24 protein-coding genes are annotated in these 23375 nt (G+C 49.0%); 13 read left to right on the top strand and 11 right to left on the bottom strand.

All coding sequences use genetic code 11. From position 1 onward, the window contains the following. Nucleotides 1-39 precede the first annotated feature (39 nt). From AC6RNO_RS27705 to AC6RNO_RS27690, 4 genes are all read left to right on the top strand, one after another. Nucleotides 40-1137 carry an endospore germination permease gene (locus AC6RNO_RS27705; protein ID WP_497107460.1) on the top strand — a complete coding sequence of 366 codons (1098 nt, stop codon included), beginning with the start codon at nucleotides 40-42 and terminating at the stop codon, nucleotides 1135-1137. Between the two features lie 147 nt (nucleotides 1138-1284). After that, nucleotides 1285-2925, top strand: a complete 1641-nt coding sequence (locus AC6RNO_RS27700) for a helix-turn-helix domain-containing protein (protein WP_497107459.1) — start codon at nucleotides 1285-1287, stop codon at nucleotides 2923-2925. Nucleotides 2926-3054: 129 nt separating this feature from the next. Continuing rightward, the gene (locus AC6RNO_RS27695; RefSeq protein WP_497107458.1) at nucleotides 3055-4053 is read left to right on the top strand and encodes an ABC transporter substrate-binding protein; all 999 of its coding nucleotides are present in this window, start codon (nucleotides 3055-3057) and stop codon (nucleotides 4051-4053) included. A gap of 11 nt (nucleotides 4054-4064) precedes the next feature. After that, nucleotides 4065-4853 (top strand): hypothetical protein, encoded by a 789-nt coding sequence (locus AC6RNO_RS27690; protein ID WP_474685266.1) that lies wholly within the window; start codon nucleotides 4065-4067, stop codon nucleotides 4851-4853. A gap of 176 nt (nucleotides 4854-5029) precedes the next feature. Here AC6RNO_RS27690 and AC6RNO_RS27685 read toward each other — a convergent pair whose 3' ends face one another. Both AC6RNO_RS27685 and AC6RNO_RS27680 read right to left on the bottom strand, forming a co-directional pair. After that, nucleotides 5030-6559, bottom strand: a complete 1530-nt coding sequence (locus AC6RNO_RS27685; RefSeq protein ID WP_497107457.1) for a DHA2 family efflux MFS transporter permease subunit — start codon at nucleotides 6557-6559, stop codon at nucleotides 5030-5032. Further along, complete coding sequence (locus AC6RNO_RS27680) at nucleotides 6556-6693, bottom strand: hypothetical protein (protein ID WP_474685264.1); 138 nt, start codon at nucleotides 6691-6693, stop codon at nucleotides 6556-6558. The genes AC6RNO_RS27685 and AC6RNO_RS27680 overlap by 4 nt, the downstream gene beginning before the upstream one ends. Before the next feature lie 179 nt (nucleotides 6694-6872). On the opposite strand from AC6RNO_RS27680, the gene AC6RNO_RS27675 reads away from it, so the two are divergent. Continuing rightward, the gene (locus tag AC6RNO_RS27675) at nucleotides 6873-7325 is read left to right on the top strand and encodes a winged helix-turn-helix transcriptional regulator (RefSeq protein WP_497107456.1); all 453 of its coding nucleotides are present in this window, start codon (nucleotides 6873-6875) and stop codon (nucleotides 7323-7325) included. A gap of 123 nt (nucleotides 7326-7448) precedes the next feature. Here the strand turns inward: AC6RNO_RS27675 and AC6RNO_RS27670 are convergent, their stop codons facing one another. Continuing rightward, a complete protein-coding gene (locus tag AC6RNO_RS27670; RefSeq protein WP_497107455.1) occupies nucleotides 7449-7649 on the bottom strand; it encodes a GntR family transcriptional regulator in 201 nt (66 codons plus the stop codon). Between the two features lie 376 nt (nucleotides 7650-8025). On the opposite strand from AC6RNO_RS27670, the gene AC6RNO_RS27665 reads away from it, so the two are divergent. The 5 genes from AC6RNO_RS27665 (at nucleotide 8026) to AC6RNO_RS27645 (ending at nucleotide 10851) form a co-directional block, all read left to right on the top strand. After that, nucleotides 8026-8469, top strand: coding sequence for a Rid family hydrolase (locus AC6RNO_RS27665; protein ID WP_497107454.1), 444 nt, complete (start codon nucleotides 8026-8028; stop codon nucleotides 8467-8469). A gap of 475 nt (nucleotides 8470-8944) precedes the next feature. Beyond that, nucleotides 8945-9532: an ArsR/SmtB family transcription factor gene (locus AC6RNO_RS27660; protein ID WP_488438520.1), complete on the top strand. Its 588-nt coding sequence runs from the start codon at nucleotides 8945-8947 to the stop codon at nucleotides 9530-9532. A gap of 14 nt (nucleotides 9533-9546) precedes the next feature. Then, entirely contained in the window at nucleotides 9547-9831 is a 285-nt protein-coding gene (locus AC6RNO_RS27655; RefSeq protein ID WP_497107453.1) for a hypothetical protein, read from the top strand. Nucleotides 9832-9850: 19 nt separating this feature from the next. After that, entirely contained in the window at nucleotides 9851-10432 is a 582-nt protein-coding gene (gene clpP, locus AC6RNO_RS27650; protein WP_474685258.1) for an ATP-dependent Clp endopeptidase proteolytic subunit ClpP, read from the top strand. Nucleotides 10433-10677: 245 nt separating this feature from the next. Continuing rightward, nucleotides 10678-10851, top strand: a complete 174-nt coding sequence (locus AC6RNO_RS27645) for a hypothetical protein (protein WP_474685257.1) — start codon at nucleotides 10678-10680, stop codon at nucleotides 10849-10851. Between the two features lie 2 nt (nucleotides 10852-10853). Here AC6RNO_RS27645 and AC6RNO_RS27640 read toward each other — a convergent pair whose 3' ends face one another. The 8 genes from AC6RNO_RS27640 to AC6RNO_RS27605 form a co-directional block, all read right to left on the bottom strand. Beyond that, the gene (locus AC6RNO_RS27640; protein WP_474685256.1) at nucleotides 10854-11180 is read right to left on the bottom strand and encodes a LytTR family DNA-binding domain-containing protein; all 327 of its coding nucleotides are present in this window, start codon (nucleotides 11178-11180) and stop codon (nucleotides 10854-10856) included. A gap of 148 nt (nucleotides 11181-11328) precedes the next feature. After that, complete coding sequence (locus tag AC6RNO_RS27635) at nucleotides 11329-11859, bottom strand: accessory gene regulator B family protein (RefSeq protein ID WP_497107452.1); 531 nt, start codon at nucleotides 11857-11859, stop codon at nucleotides 11329-11331. After that, entirely contained in the window at nucleotides 11852-12511 is a 660-nt protein-coding gene (locus tag AC6RNO_RS27630) for a hypothetical protein (RefSeq protein WP_497107451.1), read from the bottom strand. The genes AC6RNO_RS27635 and AC6RNO_RS27630 overlap by 8 nt, the downstream gene beginning before the upstream one ends. A 90-nt stretch (nucleotides 12512-12601) precedes the next feature. After that, nucleotides 12602-13918: a M24 family metallopeptidase gene (locus tag AC6RNO_RS27625; protein WP_497107450.1), complete on the bottom strand. Its 1317-nt coding sequence runs from the start codon at nucleotides 13916-13918 to the stop codon at nucleotides 12602-12604. A gap of 82 nt (nucleotides 13919-14000) precedes the next feature. Next, nucleotides 14001-14984 (bottom strand): iron chelate uptake ABC transporter family permease subunit, encoded by a 984-nt coding sequence (locus AC6RNO_RS27620; protein ID WP_497107449.1) that lies wholly within the window; start codon nucleotides 14982-14984, stop codon nucleotides 14001-14003. After that, the gene (locus tag AC6RNO_RS27615) at nucleotides 14981-15973 is read right to left on the bottom strand and encodes an iron chelate uptake ABC transporter family permease subunit (RefSeq protein ID WP_497107448.1); all 993 of its coding nucleotides are present in this window, start codon (nucleotides 15971-15973) and stop codon (nucleotides 14981-14983) included. The genes AC6RNO_RS27620 and AC6RNO_RS27615 overlap by 4 nt, the downstream gene beginning before the upstream one ends. A 4-nt stretch (nucleotides 15974-15977) precedes the next feature. Then, nucleotides 15978-16985 (bottom strand): ABC transporter substrate-binding protein, encoded by a 1008-nt coding sequence (locus AC6RNO_RS27610; protein ID WP_497107447.1) that lies wholly within the window; start codon nucleotides 16983-16985, stop codon nucleotides 15978-15980. Between the two features lie 83 nt (nucleotides 16986-17068). After that, nucleotides 17069-19051 carry an IucA/IucC family protein gene (locus AC6RNO_RS27605; RefSeq protein ID WP_497107446.1) on the bottom strand — a complete coding sequence of 661 codons (1983 nt, stop codon included), beginning with the start codon at nucleotides 19049-19051 and terminating at the stop codon, nucleotides 17069-17071. 206 nt (nucleotides 19052-19257) lie between these two features. Here AC6RNO_RS27605 and AC6RNO_RS27600 point away from each other — a divergent pair, with 206 nt between their 5' ends. The 3 genes from AC6RNO_RS27600 to AC6RNO_RS27590 are packed head-to-tail and all read left to right on the top strand — an operon-like array spanning nucleotide 19258 to nucleotide 23325. Next, nucleotides 19258-21153: an IucA/IucC family protein gene (locus AC6RNO_RS27600; protein WP_497107445.1), complete on the top strand. Its 1896-nt coding sequence runs from the start codon at nucleotides 19258-19260 to the stop codon at nucleotides 21151-21153. After that, nucleotides 21150-22379 carry an MFS transporter gene (locus tag AC6RNO_RS27595; protein WP_497107444.1) on the top strand — a complete coding sequence of 410 codons (1230 nt, stop codon included), beginning with the start codon at nucleotides 21150-21152 and terminating at the stop codon, nucleotides 22377-22379. The genes AC6RNO_RS27600 and AC6RNO_RS27595 overlap by 4 nt, the downstream gene beginning before the upstream one ends. Next, nucleotides 22357-23325, top strand: coding sequence for a hypothetical protein (locus tag AC6RNO_RS27590; protein ID WP_497107443.1), 969 nt, complete (start codon nucleotides 22357-22359; stop codon nucleotides 23323-23325). The genes AC6RNO_RS27595 and AC6RNO_RS27590 overlap by 23 nt, the downstream gene beginning before the upstream one ends. Nucleotides 23326-23375 lie beyond the last annotated feature (50 nt).

The following is a 23375-nucleotide window of genomic DNA, read 5'->3' as shown; positions in this document are numbered from 1 at the left end:
ATCTCCCTATTTACAATATCTTGTTCGGAGGATAAAAAGATGGAGCACACACTTAGTTCCCGGCAATTGCTTTACTTGTCCGTAACCTTCTTGGTCGGCAGCGCCATGCTGCTCGTTCCAGTTATTACGACTGTTTTTGCAAAGCAAGATGCCTGGATTTCCATGCTTTTGGCCATGCTCCTTGGCATCGGCTTGAATGCAGGATGGCTCTTCTTCATAAAGTCCTATCAGTATGAATCCATTTATGTCATTATGGAGCGCATACTTGGAAAATGGCTCGGTAAGTTCGTCAATATTCAAATTATTTTTTTATACCTTTATTTAAACTCGCTTATTGTGAGGAATCTCAGTAATTTTTCGATCACGCATCTTCTGCCGCATACCCATCCATGGATTTATCAAATCCTGGTTCTGCTCCTCGTTATGTATTCATCGTCTAAGGGAATGAGCAATATAGGCAGAGTCAATGAAGTCATTCTTCCGGTCATGATCATTTCCTATTTGCTGATACTGTCGCTCGTGCTTGGCCGCTTTTCGTTTGATAACATTCGTCCGATTCTCGCCAACGGCTGGTTTCCCGTCATTCAAGGAGTTTACCCCGTGATAAGTTTTCCGTTCATGGAGCTGTTTTGTTTCAGCGCATTCCTTACATACGTACCCGTCAAGAAAAAAATCGTACGGGGAATGATCTCTATGATCATCCTATCGGGAATCTTACTTACGTTAGGAATATTGATTACGATTGGCGTGCAAAGCGCCCCTGTGTCGGCGAATCAATTGTATCCAACCTTTTCCATAGCGAAATTGATTGTAATCGGTCAATTTTTTCAACGATTCGAAGCCGTAATCGGCATAATTTGGTTCCTGGGGGTATTTTTAAAAATTACGCTTTGTTTTTTGATGATCATGTTCGGTTTAGCCCAAATTAGTGGACGGCAACATCATTACACGCCATTCATCCTTCCAACCGCTCTCCTGTTATGGGCGATGAGCAATCAAGTCGTTCCGGATTTTCAATATTACAATGACTTCGTTAGCAAGGTTTGGACGATCATCGTAACCGTCCCGTATATAACGGTGTTTACCGCCTTCGTCTATGGAGCCGCAACCGGAAAACACAAGAAGGCAGCCTTTTAACAATGATTTTTCTCTTGGATTCAGCGATTGTGGTTTCGTATGCCGCAATGACCATCTCGGCCTCTTACGGGTGTAGCTTACTTACACAATTGCGACGAGAACGATTGTGAGCTAGAATGTTCCTTAGTAAAAGGACGGTGATTTTAAATGATTGAAATAGATAAGAACATTGAAATTACCAATTATATTTCGCTCGAAGACATGTGGTTTAAGCTTCGGGAGATCAGACATATCAAGAACAATCCAAACAAATGGGTAGTACGGCTTCAATTCAGCGAGTCGCACATGCTTTTTGTCGCAGCAAGTGGACAAGGTTGGCTGACCGTTGATGGGCAATTCATCGAGATGCGAGAAGGCAGCGTTTATATTTGTACTCCTGGTCAACTTATCGAAGCCGCAGCGCATTCCTTTGATGAACGTGGTTTTTTTCATTTGCGATTCGATGTAATTGGGGATGTCGGATCGTCAGACAATCCTATAGAGATTATCAAACGAGACAGTCGGTTCCCGGTAAAAGGAGAAGTTATCGTTTCTTCTCCGGTTTCCGTTAACGCTTTGTGCAGAACCATTTGTGACTACTTGCAGGGCGAGGACCGATTGAAACGATTTCGCAGTCAAATTCTCTTTCAAGAAGTTCTCTATACCATCTTGCAAGATGCTCTTCTTGTAAAAGGAAATGATTTGGAAGCGGTACTTGAATGTGTGAAAGCCTATATAGAGCAGCATTATCAACAAGAACTGACGATAGAACATTTGGCCAAGGTAGCAGGAATCAGTTCCCGTCATTTTATGCGATTATTTAAGAAAAGGTATGGCTGCAGCGCGATTGACTATTTGACTGTCTTCCGGATCAAGCAGGCGCAACAGCTCATGAAGACGGGAGGAGAATATCGTCTCAAGGATATCGCCCGGCATGTAGGTTACCAGGATGATATTTATTTTCGACGCAAATTTAAACAGATATCAGGTATACCTCCAGCGGCATTTATGAGAAACAACAGGCAAAAAATCGTCGCTTACCATATGTTTAACATCGGACAACTGATTCCGCTTCAAATCACTCCTTGTGCCGCACCTGCCGACCATCCATGGACCGATTATTACAAGAGAAAGTATCAAACGGATTCGGTACTGTCGTTAAGTTCAAATGATTTGATAAAGAGGAAAGAACTAGGGCTTGCTGATCCTGATTTTATTATCGGAATCGACATCTTCGTGAATGCTGAGGAACAGGCAAGGATCACGAAAATCGCGCCCGCATTTTTTGTTCCTTGGATGGAGAATGATTGGCGTATGCATTTACGCTTAATTGCGAAGTTTCTGGACAAAACAACAATAGCAGAAACATGGCTTGAAAATTATGAGCGAAGGGCCCGTTTTGTAAGTGAACAGGTGAAACACACTGTCAAGGATGACAGTCTCCTCATCCTGAGAATCACAGGAGATCGGTACAAAGTATTGGGTTATAAAAGCTTAGACACGGTGTTTTATGACGATCTGCACATTATGCCCGCGCGTGGTGTCGATCGCATGAATCCGGATCAGCAAGTGATACCTGAACAACTGGCGGATTTCGATGCGGATCGGTTATTGCTCATCTTGGACGAAGATGCCCTGTCAAATGCCAGTTGGCAAACGCTCGTGCGCTCTGAGTCATGGTGCGGTCTGAATGCAGTCAGAAACGGCCGGGTTGACTTGCTTCCTTCATATCCTTGGGTAGAATATACGGCATTTACGCATGAACTGATGCTCGATGAAGCGCTGAAGCTTTGGCGGAATCGTGCATAGAAATTTGTCTGTATCGTCAATGTTCCGATATCGCAAAATCATTTATACTCCTTCTATATAATAATGATAATCAATCTTACTGAAAGATTATCACTTTGCAAACTAAAAATTCAAGAGGGGTATCGGTGAATGAAGCAAAACGGACGTTCGATTGTGGGAATGGTTATCGTATTGTTATTAATGTTGAGTACTGCCTGTGCAGACAAGAACACTGAGCCGAACAAGACTGACACGGCAGCTGGAGATTCGATCAAATCCAAATCAAGCCTAACCGATAAGCAACGAGTAGTAAAAAGTCCAAAAGGAGACATCAGCATTCCAACTGAACCTAAAAGGGTCATTGGACTTTCAGTGGTTTATCCGGAGTTTTTGTATGCACTTGGCGTGACACCGGTTGTGGTACAAAACTATCATCAGGAACTCCCTTCCTATTTAAAAGAAGCGTTTAAAAATACGGTGAAGACGGGAATTGCCCAAACACCTAATTTTGAAGCGATTTTAGCCGCTGAGCCGGATCTCATTATTGCGCCCATTTGGTGGTCCGATAAGGATTATGATCAGCTTTCCAAAATCGCACCAACCGTGCTTTTGCCACAGCGGGAAAATTGGCGTGATGAGTTGCGTGATATTGGTGAGGTTTTCAACAAGAAGGATCAGGCTGAAAAGGTCATTCAAGAATTGCAAAATAAAAAAGCTAATGCCAAGGAAAAGCTCCATACCCTTGTTGGAGACGAAACGGTTATGTATATGATGGTTATGGCAAAGGGACTGGTTATTTACGGAGAAAATATCGATCGGGGCAGCTTCATCCATAAGGAATTAGGCTTGAAACCAGTTAAAAACTATCCGCAAAATGAATTGAGCGTCTCGATTTCTTTAGAGAAAATTCCCGAATATAATCCTGATCATATCATTTTACAGCTCGATGATGAGTCCAGTGAAGAGGTTCAAAAGAGATATAAAGAACTGATAGATAGTTCATTGTGGATGAATATGACTGCAGTAAAGAAAAACCAAGTTTACATCATGGGAGGCAAAGAATGGTTTAGTTTGGGCATGTCTCCTTTGGCAGACAGCAATGCCATTGATGAAGTACTTCTTGCATTTGAAAAGATAAAAAAACAATGAGGTGACAAGCGATGGACACGGTGGACTTCAAACAATTGGAAGAGAAGTTTTTCCTGACTTTGTATGAGCCATACAATACCGTGCTTACCATGCCTGCATTCGATCTAATTCAATTAGAAAATATGATGTGCTTAATCGACACGTACGGCCCTCTCATCAAAGCAGGTGAACGATCTGCAGCAGCAGCCTTTTTCTGTAGCTGGTTTGCGGGAGTGTGCGGGGCGATGCAGAACATGTTGTTTCGCAGTGATGGGGTAATTTTGGATTTATCATTAAGGAATTTATCCGTACAACTATATGCCGGTGCTCAGTACCCCTCGTTTTCATTTAAAATCAGCGAAGTGCGGTATATCCAAATTCCGAATATGGACCGTGATGCTTGGTGTAGGAAAGTACTCTATTCATTTTACAGGGAGCACGTAAGACCTTTAATAGAAATTTTGTCCCAACTGGCCCAAATAAATGTCATTCCATTATGGGGTCAAATAATCAATACGATATATGCTCAAATGGAAGAAGAACTGACCGAAGCTTCGGACGAGGAAAGCAAGAAGAGTATCCTTTACCATTATAAAATCCTTACTCATGGTGTCGATGCAAGTGCGTTCGGACTCCGCAAAAATCCGTTTGATATTAAGCTTAAATTCATTGAAAACCCGAATAACCCTGAACAAAAGATGTTAGTAAAAACAGCCTGCTGTCTTGCTTATCGCTTGGATACTGAATTCGGCTACTGTTATTCTTGCCCACGATTGAAAGAAAAGGATCGAGCATCAATGAGAGCGAATTGTAACTGCTGAGTAGACGTAAAATCATTTGTATGAATCATGTGTAGTATGATCCTCGCCATTCATTTCGTTTCTTATAAAATGCAAGGGGCAGTTTATGCCCCCGCTAACATCGGATTTGGATTGTCACCTAAAACGGGACAAAATTTACAAGGGTACTTTTCTAGCTTGTACAGGCGCGATGCCCTTCACACTCTAGCTGCTCTCTTGGATCCAAAAATCATAAAACTGATCGCGGCCAAAATCCACACGCCAATGCCACCATAGAGCATCACCAAGCCAAATCCGTGCACAAGAGCCGCGTGGACCACGGCTCCGGACGCATCCAGAGAGGACAGTTCCGGTAAACCCTGCTTGAGAGATGTAGTGTTTCCAGCGGCTATTTTCTCGGCCAAAGTCCGCAATTGCGTTATATCGAGAGTCCCAGGAAGGACCTGCTTCAAATAAGACAGGATGCCTTCCTGCAAAATGAATCCCATCACGGCGATGTTGATGGCTAGACTGATCAATCTGGCACTCGTGTCTATGCCGGAAGCCATGCCTGCACGGGTACTCGGAACCGAGCCGGTGGTCGTGTTGGTCACAGGCGTGTTGGTTAAGCCAAGCCCAATACCAGCCAACAGGGAACCGGGGAGCATGGTCAACCAGTTGGCGTGATCGCCGCCGCTGCCAAATTTCATCAAAATGAAGCCTATGCCGATGATGAACAGACCCGATGGGATGACTATGCGCGGCTGATAGCGGAGCGAAAGGCGCTCTGCCAGAGGCGGAATCACCAGGGTGGGCAGCGTATAAGCCAAGAGAGACAGCCCAGCTGCCACGGTGCCGTAACCAAGACCGCTCTGGAAATAGATCGGCAGATAGATCATGAACGGCCAGAAACTGAAATTCATGCCGACGGAGCCAAAGAGCGCGCCGGAAAAATTACGTATCCTGAATACGGAAAAGTCGAACATCGGATGGGTGCTGAGCTTTTCCGCAAACAGAAAAATAATGAAACATGCTGCCGTTGCAACAAGGGTGCTGATGGCGGCTATGCTGGTAAAGCCGAGTTCCGGCCCTTGCGTGATAAAGTATGCCAGCCCAAAAACCGTCAACGAAAGCGTGACGATGCCGATAATGTCCAACTTTTTCGCCTGCGGATCGCTGGACTCCTCCACGCTGCCTAAAACAAAGATCAAAGTGAGGATGGTCAGCGGGACGTGGACCAGGAAAACCCAATGCCAGTTCGAAACGGCCACAATCATGCCGCCGATGATGGGTCCAAAACCGAGGCCGATACCGAACACGATCCCCCATGCGCTAAAGGCTTTACTGCGTTCTTTTCCTTCCTGAAACTGATGCGAAAGAATTGCTATCTGGCAAATCAGCATCGCGCCAGCACCCACGCCTTGAAGAAACCGGCTGACGATCAGAACTGACGTGCTTTGTGCCAAGCCACAAATCAAGGATGTAATGCCGAACAAGACGAGGCTGATAATAAAAATACGCCTCCTTCCAAACCGGTCAGCCAGCGTTCCAACAGCCATTAGAACTGTCGTACTAGCAATGGTGTAAGCGTTCATAATCCATTGCATATCCTTGAGATTGCCATGCAATACCTTTTCCAAGGTTGGAAGTATCACTGGCACACTGGAAATTTCGAGGCCGAACATTAGCGCGGACAAACATATCGCGGCCAATGCGATTATATTTTTGCTGGAATGGGAGAGAGTCATCGAGAGAACCCTCCAAACTTAGATTGGGTAACAGCACCAGCCAGCTTTTTTTCGTCAATTGTACAGTCAACGACCTCATCAATACGTGCCTGTAAATCTTCTGTACCTGCCTTATTTAAATCGTATTTGCTCATTACTTGCCCTTCCTCTCTGACTTCTTATGTGTGAATCGCCCTTATTCATGTGAGTCTTGTCATATTATATAATTAAAATCTTTCATTTTACATAACACATCAAATCAAATATGATGATTATACAAAGAAATAAAAGTTATTTATTTAAAATACCTTTAATTTAAAGGAGGACACTCAAAGTGGATCATGTAGACAAACAAATCCTCTTCTATCTTCAAAACCAGGCAAGGATTTCAATGACTGAACTGGGTAAAAGCGTGGGATTGTCCCAACCTGCTGTAACGGAACGAGTTAAGAGAATGGAAGAAAAGGGAATAATCGAAGAGTATCGTACCGTCATTTCTCCTGAAAAAATTGGGAAGCATGCGGCAGCCTATATGTTGTTTCAGACTAGAGACTGCTTGGCGTTTCTTGATTTTGTCCATGCATCTCCCCATGTTGCCGAGTGCCACCGCATAAGCGGAGAACACAGTTATTTATTAAAAGTAGTGACGGAATCCACACGCACGCTCGAAGAGTTTGGCAATCAATGCGATAAATATGGAACCTATACAATCCTGATTGTCATGTCTTCACCGATCGATCATAATCTTCTAATTCATTCTCCCAAAGAAGCAAGTGGAGTTGACTAATGTTCAAAAGCATAAGGAGAAACGACTAGAAGTGTTAGATAGCCTGCTGCCATGTCTTCGTCGCTACCACTGACTTGTCGCGCGTTTAAGGCTGACTAAAAGCATAAATAGCCCTCATCTTGATTACAAGGTGTGGGCTATTTGACGCTTACCTAATTCACTGACGCCTTTCTCGATCTCATCTGTACGCGCGTGAGAAACATTTTTGTTCATGTTGTATTGATTTGCAAGAACACGAATGGAAGGAAGTTTATCTCCTTCTTTGTAAGTATGGTTAGAGATTAATTGTTCCAAATCTCTTAATACTAGCAAAAATTTATGCATCAAAATAAGCCCCGAGATGTATCTGTACCGATACAGATGTATTTTTCTTATATTGTAGTACATAATACATATGTTTAAAATGAGTGGCGAGGGGCATTTTTCAATGATTACGGCCAGAATCATGTTCGGCTGGGTTCACATAAGGTTTACAATGCGCGATATATGGAGAGTGGTTCCCCTGGGTCTATTTTCTCCGGTATTGTTCTTCGCCTTTCAGACTTACGGACTGATAAAAGCAGGCGTCATCCAGGCGACGATATCGGCGAGGGAGCGACGGATGCCATCGTGGCCGCCAACAAGACCGGTAGTATCATCATCACATCTTCAATTTGAGCCCGGTAAATTCCAGATTTCAAAAAGGAGGCTTTATTTAAAAATGAAAAAAACGATTGTTTTGCCTGGTTATGTTGACGATATGCCATTTTCGTTAGGTTATGAAGTGAAGCACGGAACAACAACAACCTTATACCTCTCGGGTGCTACGGCCTATCCTCTGTATTACGGTCATCCCTCTTTTGGTTGGGTTCCAAAGTCCGAGAAAAGCGATACGGGTATGTCTCTGCCGAGCTCGATTAAAGAACAGACGCAAATTGTTCTTGAAAATCTCAAAATTGTCGTGGAAGCCGCCGGAGGTACGATCAACGATATTGTTAAGACAACCATCTTTAATAAGCGTATGGATCTGCAAAATGAAGTAAACGAAGTCTATAACGCCTTTTTCAATGGACATAGACCGGCTCGTTCTCACATCGGAGTGTCTGAACTTGTCAGTCCTGATCTTTTAATCGAGATCGAAGCGATCGCCATCTTGGAAAAATAAGGCAAGCGGTTCGAGCCGTAAAAGGCAGCTTTATGAAGTCATAAAAAAGAAGTATCTCCTTGTTCGGGAGATACTTCTTTTGATTTAAACAAAAAAAGCTATGCCTATCACTACAGCCCCCAAAGCCGGTACACTTTCGACGAAGTTGTTCCGTAGGGTCTCAATTCTCGATCATTTTGCTCCAATGTTTCCCCGCGAAGGTTTTCAGTCCATATCGTGAGCAACCCTTAAGTTCCTTTTTCTGAATAGACTTAATCTGCGAATCGGAAAGCAGCTTGCTCTCATACAATTTTCGTTCGAGATCCCCGGTCTCAGCATCCGAGAGTGAAAACAGGTTGATGAACTCCTCAAGAAGGAATAATTGTTCTGTGAAAATAAAACCAACACCAAATTAAACAAATGCATTTGACAAATCCTCACTCACGTAATAAAATATTTTTACGTAACATATATTTTGTAATGGAGGCATTTCTCCATGATGAACGACATTCAAGAAAGCTATTACATCGAGCTTCCCGAACAGGCGATGGTTCTGCTGAACCCGCTTCGCGGCCAAATCCTCGCGCAGCTGATGGAGCCTGCATCCGCCGCTGAAGTAGCACGACAGTTGGGTGAAACGGCCCAGCGCATCAACTATCACCTGAAAGCTCTGGAAAAGGCGGGCCTGGTACGCAAAACAGGCACCCGTCAGGTTCGCAATCTCGTCGAGGTGCTGTATCGGGCTGTTGCCAAAACTTTTGTGCTTGCCGAATCGTTAAGCATGAAACCGGAGACCATGCAGAAAATGAAGGATCAAGGCTCGCTGGCCCATCTCATCACGGCTTCCGAGCGGATGAAAAAAGATGCGCTCCTGCTGATGGAACAGTCCGATGCCGATGAAATCGTGCCCAGCGCCGCCATGCAGCTGCAGGTGAATTTGACGGATGAGCGGCAGCGGTCCGCTTTTGTCGAGGAATACGCCGCCCTGGTTCAGCAGCTTGTCGAAAGATACGGCTGCAGCCCCGAAGGAAGCAGCTTGTATCACGTAATGCTCGCCGTGTATCCGAAGCCGCAAGAAGGATAAGGAGGGAAAAATCTGTGAAGAAGCACGAACAAGAACCAAGTACGCCGCAGCGCGTCGCCACTCCTGTTATCGTATGGGAGCAAACTTCCGCAGATGTTAAAAACTCGGAGAACAACGTCGTCCCGATCGAAAGCTTCCGCAATCCGGCCGCCGCTAACGCAGATTCCGAGGCTACCGTTATAAGCAGAAGCATCTCTTCGGCCGGACCGAATCAGCCTATCCGGCTTCTCATTGTATCCTCGGGATTCGGCCAAAAACCGTATGCCGGCAGCAGCACCATACAAGGCAAGGCAGCATAAATACGAAAGGATGATTGCCATGAATTATATTCCTATGGTCGTTGAACAATCCGGTCGCGGCGAGCGCTCCTACGACATATACTCCCGGCTGCTGAAGGATCGGATCGTCTTCGTCGGCACCGCCATTGACGATCAGGTAGCGAACGCCGTCATTGCCCAACTCCTGTTCCTCTCCGCCGAAGACCCGGAAAAGGACATCTCCCTGTACATCAATTCGCCGGGCGGCTCCACCTCCGCGGGACTCGCCATCTACGATACGATGCACTTCATTAAGCCCGATGTCTCTACGATTTGCGTAGGCATGGCCGCTTCCATGGGCGCAATCCTCCTGACGGCCGGAGCCCCGGGCAAAAGATTGGCTCTGCCTAATGCCGAGATCATGATTCACCAGCCATGGGGAGGCGCACAGGGGCAAGCCAGCGACATCAAGATCCGCGCCGATCACATTCTCAAGACAAGGCAAATCTTGAACCGCATTTTGTCCGAAACGAGCAAACAGCCTATCGAAAAAATATACCAGGATTCCGACCGCGACTTCTACATGTCGGCAGCCGAGGCCCAGGCATACGGTTTGATAGATAAAGTTGTTGAAAAAATCTAAACTTAATGGTACAACTGTCCTTGAAACAATCATGTTTCTTGGGCAGTTTTTCTTTACCATAAAATTACAATCACGTCAAGTTATTTTTAAATTTTAAATACCTGCATACAGCCGCTACGGCGCTATGGTATGATTTGAACACAGGAAAAGATACCATATTCATCCAAATCAGCACGCAGTTGGCGAATTGCAAAGTACGAAACCAATTATGAAATGACACAGAATAATGGATCGAGGAGCACGCCATGGAAGTAAATAACAATTTAAGAAAAGCCGATACCGCATTTGAGGAATGCTTGGAGCTCGCTATTTTGATAGGTTATAACCGGACTCCCGTTCCCGCAGTCGAACAAATTCAGGCCTCTTGGAAAGAGATGGATTTGCTGCTGCAAAGACAAAAAGAGACTCGCGCCCAATGACGTCAGTCTCTTTTTTTGTTTTCATTTAAATATTGAATGATCTTTTTCTGATGTCTCTCCGAAACTGGAGCAAAAGTTCCATCGCTAAAAAAAACGGATTGCCTTTCGGCATGATACCCCTGAACCTTGTCCAGATTCACAATGTAAGACCTATCCACCCGATCAAAATTTAATTCCGCATATGCCTGCTGCAATTGCTCGAAGTTCGTTGGAAGGATATACTCCGCATGAGCCGTGTGAACCGATATTTCACTTTTGTGAATAGAAAAATATAAAATTTCCGATTCCTTCAGTTCATGAACCGTTCCGTCTCTAGCTAGTACCCGCATGAATTCCTTCCAACTCCAACTAAAAAAATGTGTTACTTGCGAAGTTCGCTTGGCGCTTTGGGACTGGACATCACAGCTTTATTCGTTTTGACAAACACTTTGGCCGAAGCGGAAAGCACCCTGGAAGCAAGAAGCGCTGCTGTTTTTTTCATACTCTTGTCCTCCTTTCCCACCATGGTATTATGGTAACGGATTGCGCCAATAGACACAAGCCGATATACCCCGACTGAAAGAATAAGTTAGAGACGACGATGCAGAGTGAAACGGCTTTCAATAACGGATAGTAGCGAGCGTCGATATCAGTTTCGCTATCTATGTTTGGAGCGAACATAGCCACGATCGATAAGCTGGCGATAGTCTCCAGCAGCACCCACTTCGTATCTTCAACAGCCAGGTGGGGAATTGACGCCAATACCAAAGTCGACAAAAGATTGCATGCCACCGTAGAGCTTGCGTGCTTGCCTCCGCTAAAAAAACGCAATACCGTGAAGACCAAGAAGCAAAGCAGCGTCTCCGGCAGCTTGTTCGTCAGCCAGCCGATGAGCAGGCATTGAATGAAAATAAGGCTTGTATTGATATAAATAATGAGCGCATATTGAAGCACTTCAACGGAAGCCGTCTGCTCGCTGTTCGCTCTTTTCACCGCAATGGCAATGCGACCTGCGAGCTTGTCAATCATAGCTTTGTTCCTTCTTGTACGCCCAGTATAAAAGCGCCCACAAAATCAAGCATGAAGCGATCGGTATCACAAAAAACCATCTGTTGGATTCGCTCAAGGCAAAAATCACGCTAAGCAAGAGCGGGACCAGCGTAGCCGTGCAATATAAAAGGAGCATCCATGCATTTTTGCTTTGTTCTTTAAGCACGTTTTTTTGCGGGCTATGAGGCACAAAGTTAAAACCCTTCTTGCTTTTGTGTACAAACCAGCCTGCGCCAAACGTAAAACAAGCCGAGACAGTCTGCAAAATATACGCAATCGGCGATGTAGGGTTAAGTACATCCGGTACCAGCTTGAACCAATTGGCAAGCAAAAACAGTGTCGTTTGCAAAGCGACAAAGGCGATATAACCGATACTGACCATGATCACGGAGTAAAAAAGTTGAATTCTGAATAGCTGCCAGCAAAATGCCACCATAAGCAGCATCTGGATAATAATATCCGAGCTGGTCAAATGATAAACCTCGCGCAGGGTGTAGGAAATAAAGTTGCTTAATACACTCGCGAAAACGATCGAGAATACATATAAATCGATCTTGAACAATCTGAAAATCAAAAAGTATATGGCAGACAATTCAAGAACCCCGAAAATCATGAACCCTAAAAAGTCCATACGCTAAGCGCATCTCCTATTTCCATTATATGTATTAACTATACTCCACTTTTCGCATCGGAGACAGACATTTTATGGGAAATCACGAGGTTATATGGAGATTACCCCCACTTTTGAAAGCGTTAACTTTTCGAATCCCGTTTCCGTGATCAGATACGTTTCTTCAATACCGACAACGCCCCGGCCGGGAAATGTAAATTTCGGCTCGATGGCGATGACCATACCCGGGGCAAGCGGGTATTTGAAGCCTTTAGCGAGAACGGGCAGCTCGTCGATCTCGAGCCCGATGCCGTGACCAAGGAATTTCACTTGGTCATCGCCGTACCCCATGAAGTGGGCGCCGAGGCCCGCTTCATGCACTTGATCGAGCGCGAGCAGATACAGATGCTCGCTGATCGTGCCGGGCTGCAGCCTGGCTTCCGTGGCGCGGAGCACCTGCTCCGCCGTCTCGTAAGCGCGCTGCAGCTCGGGGTCCAAACCGCCGATCACGAGCGTGCGCGTCTGATCGATCAAATAGCCGTCGATGCAGCAGCCGAGATCGGCGAGAATCGGTTCGCCGCGGCGGATCGCCGCGCGGCCCGAGCTTTGCGGGCTGGACGGGTGAAGCCCCGTGCCCCCGGCCGGCCCGTCAAAATAAGTGGGCACCGCCGCCGATGCGCCTGCCGCCACCATTCCGGTGATCAACTCGGAATTGTAGGCGCGCATGCGCATAAGCCCCTGGTGCCCGCGCAGGCGGAGCTGATGCTCGATGAGCGCCATCAGCTCGAACTCCGCCATCCCCTCGCGAATGCCGGGGATGACGGCCGTAAGCGCCGCGTCGANATTGTAGGCGCGCATGCGCATAAGCCCCTGGTGCCCGCGCAGGCGGAGCTGATGCTCGATGAGCGCCATCAGCTCGAACTCCGCCATCCCCTCGCGAATGCCGGGGATGACGGCCGTAAGCGCCGCGTCGACGACGCGCGCAGCCTGGCGGATCGCCGCGACCTCGTCCGGCGATTTGATCATGCGCTGCTCGCGGACGAGCAGCGCGCCGTCTTCCCAGGCCGCGCCCGGGAACGCGGCCTGCAGCCGCTGGAACTGCTGGACGGGGAGCACGTCCAGCTCGGTGGCGAGCCGCACCGGCGCGGCTCCGTCCAGCAGCCCCGGGTACCGGGCTGCAAGCCGGTCGCGCAGCGTCTTCAGCGAGCCCAGCGGCTCGACCGCCGCGGCCGCCTCTTCCTGCGCGCGGACTACGCTGCGCCGGACTAAATATAACGGTTCCCCTTCGGCGGGAACGAATAAGTATCCGGTTTGCATCGAACCGGAGTAATAGTAAATATCCACGTTTTGCGTGACCAGAAAACCCGCCCAACCGCGCTTCCGGAGCTCTTCCTGCAACCGGTTCTGTCTTTGTTCAAAGCAATTCATACACGCTTCTTCCCTTCCTGAAAAACTGTTCTCCTTTCACAATATAATTTACCTCGGCAAAATGCAAAGGCATTTCCGATCGCTATGCTTTTCTGACGAGCAGGTATAAGAAATAAGGAGCTCCGATAATAGCCGTAATAATTCCGGCAGGCAGCTCGGCGGGCGGGATGACGATCCGTCCAGCCATGTCGGCGATTACGACAAGCAGCGCGCCGGACAAAGCGGCAAGCGGCGTGGAAAGCTTGAAATCGGGGCCGATGAGGAACTTGATGAAATGAGGGACAATCAGTCCGACGAAGCTGATCGTTCCGCCGATGGCCACCGCGCTGGCCGCCAGAGCGACGACCAGAATAAGCAGCAGCAGCCTCATTCTGTTAGCCGGGATGCCCAGACCGGCGATAACCGCTTCGTCGAGCTGCAGAAGCGTCAGTTGGCGCGAAACGAAGTAAGCCAGCGGTATGCCAAGCAGCGTCCAGGGCGCGAGCAGCGCTACGCGTTCCCAAGACAGTGCGTAGAAGCTGCCTTTGAGAAACACGAGCGCCTGTGCGGCATTCGGCGCATATTGCACCAAAACGAGAGTAATCAGCGCATGAAGACCGCTGCCTACCGCCAGTCCGCTCAGCACAAGGCGGGACGTCGTCATCGTTTTTCGCCGGTTGGCAAGCAAATACACGAGCCCTCCGGCCCCCGCCGCTCCCGCGAAGGCCGCAGCGGGAAGCAGCAGCGGAGAAAAATCCGGAACCGTCAAAACAAGCAGCACGATGACGAGGCCTGCACCTGCATTAATGCCGACAAGATCCGGCGCGGCCATCGGATTGCGCGTAATGCTTTGCATCATCGAACCGGCTACCGCCAGGTTCATTCCTACCATAATGGCCGCGAACAGCCTGGGCAAACGGTATTGAAAAACGACCCCTTCGCCTGTCAGTCCCTGCCATACTTCGCTCCAAGGCGTCTGAACCGCTCCAAGCCTCAAGCTGAGTACGGCAAAGAGAAGGAGAAGAAGCAGACCCGCCACCAGGCTCAGCGTAAACCGCCGGCTCATTACCTGTTGACGTGTCCTCATAATATCTCTCCTCTTTTCCTCTGCATCAGGTATATAAAAAATGGAACGCCCAACAGTGCCGTCACAATGCCTACGGGGGTTTCAACCGGATAAAAAAGAACCTGCCCGGCCAAATCGGAGGCAAGCAGCAAATTTGCCCCAAGCAGGGCAGCAAGCGGAATCATCGCACGGAAATCATGCCCCCACAGCATGCGTCCCATATGAGGCACCATGAGTCCGATGAACCCGATCGGTCCGGCAGCGGCAACCGCGCCGCCAACCAGGACGGCTATGATGAGCAGCGCCAACCGGCGGGTCGCATTCACATTTTGCCCGAGACCTCCGGCTACTTCATCGTCCAGCAGCAGCACATTCAGCCTGGGACTCAGCAGCCATCCGAGCGCAATAACCGGAACGGTAATGAAAGCGGACAATCGGACCTTGGTCCAGTGCGCGCCCGATAATTTGCCCGCCATCCAATAAATCAGATTGGACAATGTCGTTTCGTTCATCAGCAACAGACCTGTAGAAACCGAACTAAAAAAAAGTGAAACGGCAATCCCGGCTAGCACCAAACGGCTCGGCGTAAACCGGCTTTGCAAAGAAAGAACGTATACAATACTTCCTCCCGCCAATGCTCCCAGAAAAGCGCAAACGAGAATGAGCGCAGAAACGTCTTTGGTGCCGAGCAGCAGCAAGCCCGACACCACGAATAAAGTTGCGCCTTGATTAATTCCGATGACTTCAGGGTCTGCCAGCGGATTGCGGGTAATGCCTTGCAGCAGACATCCGGCCACGGATAAAGCGGCGCCCAGGAGGATCGCCAGAAGAACTCTTGGAAAGCGTATATGCCATACGGTATACACCATCAGGCTATCATCGGCTTTCCCCCGAAATAGCTCGGCCGCAGTGTCAAGAGACAATCCCTTGACATGCCAGCCAAGCGCGATGCAGGCGAGCACGCCCAGCAGGGTGGACAGCCCGAAGAACAGAGCTATTTTCCTTCGCATAGATTTATTTTTTCGCCCCGCCGCTCACGAAATTGACGGCCTGATCGATCATTAACCCCGCGGCAATCGGGCCTCTGGCGCGCGCCCACAGATCCTGCTCCACCGTAAGCACAAGGTTGTTTTTGGCCGCTTTCATATTTTTGTAAAGAGGGTTCGCCTGCAGCTTGTCGATGCTGTCGCCGTACAGGAACAATACGTCGGGATCCAGTTGGGCCATTTTCTCGATCGTCATCGTCGCGATATCGGCCGTCCCTTCGGATTTCTCTTTATCGCCGGCAAAAGCATAATTGAAGCCGATATCGTTCAAAAGACTTGAAGGGAACGATTGCTTGGCCCAAACGCTCATCTCGTCGTCAAAAACGCCTACAACCAGAACGGAAGGCTGGTTCTTCACATTTCCTTTGGCGTCGCTGATTTTCTTCTCCAAATCCGCTCGGACCTTTTTCGCCTGGTCCTGTTTATTGAAAATGCCTCCGAGGAGATCGACATCGTCCAGGATCGCCTTATACGTCTTATCGCTCAGGGCCACGGAAGGCGCGATCTTCTCAAGATCCGCTTTAATCGTTTTGGCACGCTCAGGGTTCGCGATAATCAGGTCAGGCTTAAGGGAACTGATCACTTCAAGGTTAGGAGCTTTGCGCTCGCCGATATCCGTGAAATTTCCCACTTTGTCCTTGATGTACGCGGGAACCCGCGTACTGCCCGTTCCCGCAATGCCAACCGGATTAACGCCTAACGAGGCAAGAATATCGACGATAAAAAAATCAAGCGCAATCGGCTTGGTGGGTGTGCCCTGGATGGCGGATTCTCCCCAGACGTGCTTTACCGTTTTGCTTCCCGCAGCCGGAGACGCGGATGCCGATCCAGCCGCAGAAGTCGCTGCAGCAGTTGAAGCCCCGGGCCCAGCCGATGCCGCCGTAGTTGCCTTGTTTGCGGCGCCGCAGCCTGACAACAGAACGGCCCCCATCATGCTAACCGAAAGAACGACGGATATTTTTTTTGATGAAAACATAGAAAACCTGCCCCCCAAAAATATGTATATTTAAAAAACGCTATAACCGATAACAATAATCATTATCAATTAAATCCAAGATGTCAATCATTATTTTTTACAGCAGCAAGGATGTTCGGAACTTCCGAATAGGTATAGCTCGTTATTTTCCCAAGCAGCCTCATCGTAGTCATCGCTTTCAGTTCGACACGATCGGCGAACAAAGCAATTTCGTCCTGTTCGGCCTGCTCTCTGATCGTATCATCGTGCTTGAGTGTCCGGTATGCTTCCCTGCAAGTTTCCGCCACCGGAATCCATAACCGCTCTTCGGCTATGTTCAGCGCACGCGCGATGCATGCCAGAAGCTCGCCAAAGTGGTTTTGAATCACAGGATAGATCAATTTATTGCGGACATCGCGCTCATTATCCGTCAAAGTGATCGAATCGGGATGAAATTCCCGCAGCATTCCCTGCCGCTCAAGGCGCGGCTTCAGCATGCGAACACCGCCGAAATCGCGCATATACATGCGGTCGATCAGGCCATTTTTGAACACCGGCATACAGTTTTGCAAATGCCCCTCCAAGCTGATGCCATAACGGCTGAACATCGTCAGACAGGCTGGCAGCGCCACCTTTGCGTATTCGCGAACAAAGGCGACAGCGGCCTCGGCTCTGCACGCATATTCCCCCTTGCGCAGAACCTGATCCAGCAGTTCTTCAACGACTGTCAGCCCGCTGTATGGAGAGAACGCGAGCAGCGCTGAGGCTGGCATAACGATTTCGTCATCCGCCACAAAGGATTCCACATTTTCGCGAAAAATCGTGATCAGATTTTTATTCAACTCGGCTCTTTGAAAAGCGGAAAGCGACCGGTCCGACGGATCATAATAGACGCCCAAACGCTCCGGTACGATAAAAAAAGTTCCGCCGAAATGGTTCTCCTTGCTCAAAATATCTTCGAGCAGCCCGGATACGATTGGCCCATTGTTCCCGGAGGCAGCCGAAATTGTCCGCATCGTGCCTGTAGTTTGTATGGCTAACGCCGTTTTGATATGATGGCGTCCTTCCCCCGCTTTTTGCAGCGGAGCCAGCGTTCGGAGGGATAGCAGCGCCGTCGTCTCAATGCCGGCGTCGGGAATGAGGACGATCGTGCCGTCCTGAATCGCGCTTTTATGCATATGCCGGATAACATGCTCATACTGCCAGGGATGGACGGGGATGAGCCGATAATTTTTTATATCCAGACCTTGCTCCTCCAGCCATCGCTGTGCATGCGCATTAATACCCGAATAATCTTTTTCAAGCAGCTCGTTGGAGGTGCTTCCGTCGAGCGAGCTTTCCTGCGATTCGGTTTTGGCGACTGCAAGCAGCACAGGTTTGACGGATGCGCCGAATTCGCTGCAATAGCGGATAACATCTTCAGCATCCATGCCCATTCGCAGCTTGGCGCCAGGATGAATGGGATGACCTTCAATCACCCATTGCTCGAGAAAAGCAAGCGTGCTGAAGCGCTCATCCGCTTGCCTCAGCGTGCGCAGCCAATCCTCCAAGCCAAGCGCGCCCTCCTGCGTTTGCGGCCGGAGCAGTCCGCGCTTCCGCCACTCCGCTGCCGCAAAGGCAAGCGCCAGGTTTGCTGCGCTGTTGCTCAGCTCCCGCATGAATCGTTCCCATCTTTGCTGCCGCTCGTCCCCTTCATTTCCCTCCTCCCCATATTGTTCCAACCATGTCAAAACCTCTGTTGGATGGCTGATCACCTCTTTTTTATCTTTATTCTCAATTTCAACGTCTCCCGCAATATCGAACCGGCCAAATGAAAATGACTGCCCCACAGGTATTAGAAGCCTAACATCCTGGGTTATAGGAATGACGAGCCTCCCGCCCTGCGCTTCGATAAACGATCGCTCCGCCAGTCCTGCAATATTTTCACGAACAATAGATTGAATCAAACGGTGCAGCACACCTTGGCGTCCGCGTGGCAGAAATGTGAGAAACAGTTCTGCCAGCGCTGGAATATGGTTTTGCAAATAATGATGAATTCCCTCTTCTTCTGTATCCAGACTGTGAAGGAGAAAAGTGGCATGCAGCATGAATGGCAGCTTCCTTTCGTATATGTTCATTAACTATAGTGATAATAATTATCATTATCACAAAAATACTAATTTCAATTTTATCGATTGTCAATAGTTTCCTTTGAATTTTTGGATATTATTGACAAGGTAATTTATGGGGTGCTATTATAATCAAGTTCGATAATGAGAATCATTTTCATAAAACAGACAAGGCTGGTGGATTTATGTTTCATTTCATGAACCGCTCGACCCGTTATACAGTCGAAGAGCAGCTCATATTCGAATATATCGAAAACCATCTTCCCTTTCTGCTCGGCCACTACAGGGATGCGCTGCCGGCCGCCCGTGAAAAAATATCCGAAAGGCTGCTGAACGCTCTGATCCGGGAATGGGAGGATGACCGCACCTGCGTCGAGCTGGCCGCCGGCCGGGAATCTGACCGGCAGTTAGCCTGCTTTTTAGAAAAAAGCCAGCAGCATATTTCCTTTACAGTTACGCGCCAAATGTCGTTTTCACGCTTCAAGTTGAAGAACCCGCATCTCATGTCCAACCGGCAATCCGCTCAAAACCCGCTGTCTCCTTTGGAAATCGCCAGGTATATCGCTGATGAAGGCGATTTCCCCGTTAAACAGAAGGAGGCTTTTTTGCATGAGGTAGCCGACAGCACGGCCAATCTGGCCTTTGCCCTGGCCTGGCAAAGCCACATTCTCGAATCGAACGGACGGGCTTCTTTCGGACCGACCTATTCGTATGAACAATTCGCTTTCAACGGGCATTCCATTCACCCTGGAGCCAAGGCAAAAATCGGGATGACGGCTGACGAAGTGTTTCGGTACTCTCCCGAATTCGGGCAACGTATTCGGCTTCATTTTGCCGCTGTGAAGCAAGAGTTTGTCCAATCCTCATTTACTCATTTGACGCTCGCTGAAGTAAATGCTTTGTTTTTCGGCATAGCCGAAGGACTTGAAACCGAATTCTCCCATCGATTCGGGACTAATGAAGCTGGCGAATGGCTCATCGTTCCCGTCCATCCTTGGCAGTGGGAGCATACGCTCTTCGATCTGTTCGGCCGAGACATCGAGCACGGCCATATTCGTTTGCTTGACACAACCCTCCCTGCCTGGCCCACTTTGTCCATTCGCACCGTTATTCCTGATACGGCCTGCGAAGGAGGCGAGGCGGCTCCGCACATCAAGCTGCCGATGAATGTGCAAACGACGAGCGCCGTCCGCGCGCTTTCGATCGAGGCCGTTCAGAACGGTCCGCTGCTCACGAAAACACTGCGCCAAATCATGGAGCAGGAACCGGACTGCCGCTCCGCCATTCGGATTCTGGGTGAAATAGGCGGAGTGAACTATATGTCGCCGCTCTCGGAAGACAATCAACCGTCAGCCAAGCATCTGGCTTTCCTGCTCCGGGAAAATCCCGACTCGTTTCGGGCCGATGGAGAAATCGTTGTCGTTGGCGCAGCACTGTTGGAAACGGCCGCACCCGACGGGCGGCTCTTGATCGAACAGTTTATTCGGGCAAGCTGCCCGGACGACGAAGTCGAAGAAGTCGCAAATGCGCTGTCATTTTTCTCGGCCTATTGCGATATCGCCTTAATTCCATTGAAGCTGCTGAGCAAATATGGCATTGGCTTGGAAACTCATCTGCAGAACAGCTTGATCGTATTCAAGGATGGCCTTCCTGTGCGCATGATGATCCGGGATTTGGGCGGAGCGCGCATCGACCTCACCCGCTTGCACAAGCAGGGATTCGATTTGCCCTGCCGGGAAGGCGCCTCGATCATCGCTTCGATTCACGATGCCAGAACCAAGCTGATTCACGCTCTTATGCAAAATCATTTGGGCGAGCTTATCAACGTTCTAAGCTGTTGTTACGGTTTACAGGAATCCTCGTTCTGGTCTATCGTCAGCGGCAAATGCAGAAAGCTCTACGCCCAATGGAAGCAGGATGCGGCTTTTGCCGAGGAGGCGGCCGCCGATGAAGAGGCGCTGTTCGCGCCTAATGTGCAAATCAAGGCTTTAACGAAAATGCGGCTGGTCGGAAACGTCAAAAATTACGTTTATGCGAACGCCGCCAACCCGCTTTTTGAAAAGGGACAGGAGAAGCGATGAAGCCGGTATCCGCATGGAATTCTCCCGTTTACAGACGTTTTTTTACAGGGAGCCTGCTCGCATCCATCGGTGATTATGTCGGTGTTACCGCACTTAACTGGTATGTACTTACGTCGACTTCCTCCCCCTTTTATTTGGGGGTTATCAATTTTTGCCGACTGCTGCCGGCTTTGTTCATCGGACTGCTGGGAGGGTTACTTGCCGACCGCTTTCCGCAGCGTACGCTTCTGATCTGGTTGTATATTCCCATATTAAGTCTCGGCCTCATTCTCGCCTTGTACGTTTCATCCGGACAAAAAAACATCTGGATCCTCTCTACGCTGATTCTTCTGAGAGGCATCTTTGATGAAATGGAACCTCCTGTTCGCAATGCGCTGTTGCCGGATATCGTGCCCCAGGGGGGAATCGCAAGCGGCGTTGCGCTGTATACAACGATGCTGAATGTGGCGCGCATGATCGGGCCTGCTATTGCCGGCGTAATGATGGCCCGCGTCGGTGTTGCTCCGCTGTTCTTTGTTCATGTGCTGGCTCAAATTACCGTGTTCGTCACATTGTTTGCAATTCCGAAGAACACAAACCGTCCCGAGCCCCGGGCAGCTTCGAACGACCGGGGCGGGTTCCGGCCGATTGCCGCTTTTTTGCGTTCGCAGCCCAAGCTTCTGCTTTTGCTGCTGCTCAGCGTCTGCTTGATGTTTTTCGGTTTTTCCTATTCCTCTTTGGTACCCATTTACGTAACGGACGTACTTCATCAAGGCGCCGAATCTTTCGGCTACTTGCTCACGGCTACTGCTGCCGGGGCGGTAATAGGAGCATACGCGCTCGCGCGGCTGGATTCCGTGCGCTTAATAACTTACATCCCTTGGTTCGCCTTTGGCTTCGTCGGCGCCATGTTCTTCTTCTCGCTAAGCGCTAATTATTGGCTCGCTGCCGGAGCTTTGCTGCTCATGGGATTGTTTTCGCAAGCCTTTCGCACGGCGAGCCGCATCCTCTTCCAAATGCATGCTCCCGAACGGATGCGCGGACGGTTAATGAGCGTCATCATGGCAGACCGGGGCTTTATTCCGCTTGGCGTATTTATCGCAAGTGCGGCCGCAGGCTCGATCAGCATCGCTTACGTGCTCGTTGTTATGAGCGTTTGCTGCCTGTTGTGCCTGTTTATTTACTTATTTTTGTTATCTAAGATTTCTGGCGGGGTGAACAACCATGCAACTCACGAATATTCATAACAGGCTCATTATGGAAAAAGCTTTAACGATGGGCATTAGCTGCCGGCCGCTCATTCCCGGTCTTGAAGATATTCTTGTTTTGGACAATGGAATCAAACGAATATTTATCAACAAAACAAGGTCCCACAAACTGCCCTTTATCGCAGGCTTCCTATCTACGAATAAAGTAGCGACCAATATGCTTCTTCAAGAACGCAAACTCCCCGTTCCCGAGTACCGCCTCATCCAGTCGTTCAGCAAAGAAGCGGCGGATTTTTTGGCCTCACAGGCTCCGATCGTCGTAAAGCCGTTCAATACGAACCGCGGTGTAGGCATTGTTATGAATGTAACTTCCGAACCGCAGCTTGAAGAGGCTATTACGCACGCGCTGGCTTACAGTCCTCATGTCATCCTGCAGCAGCAGGCGGCGGGTCGGGATTATCGGGTGCTGGTTATCGACAAAGCAGTCGTCGGCGTTCTGGAGACCCGCCCTCCGTCCGTTATCGGAGACGGATTTTCCACCATTGAAGAACTGATCCGCAAGGCAAATGAAGATCCGAGACGCGGCACAAAGGACGAGAACAAGCCGTTGATGCTTATTCCCATCGATCCGCCGCTGCTTTTCCATCTTCAATCTATGAAACTCAGTCTGGACAGCATCGTGCCTGCTGGCAGAAAGGTGACATTGAGGCTGAACAGCAATGATTTTACCGGCGGAGAAAACATCGACAGAACCGATGAGATCTGCAGCGAAAATGCAAGCATTGCGATTGCCGCAGCGGCTGCGCTCGATATAGATGTCGCAGGCATTGATATTCGTTGCCCCGACATCGGCAGCCCGATTTCTCAAACAGGAGGAGGCATCATAGAGGTTAACGTGCTGCCCGGCATGGATAGCCACATGCTGCCCTCCGAAGGAAAAGCCCGCGATGTGATCGGCGCATACATCCGCTATTTGTTTAAATAAGAGCAAAAAGGGACGGTTCCATAGCTGTGCAAACAGCCGGTGAAGCGTCT

The sequence above is a fragment of the Paenibacillus sp. sgz302190 genome (assembly GCF_059820445.1).
This window is presented reverse-complemented; position numbering and strand designations above follow the sequence as displayed.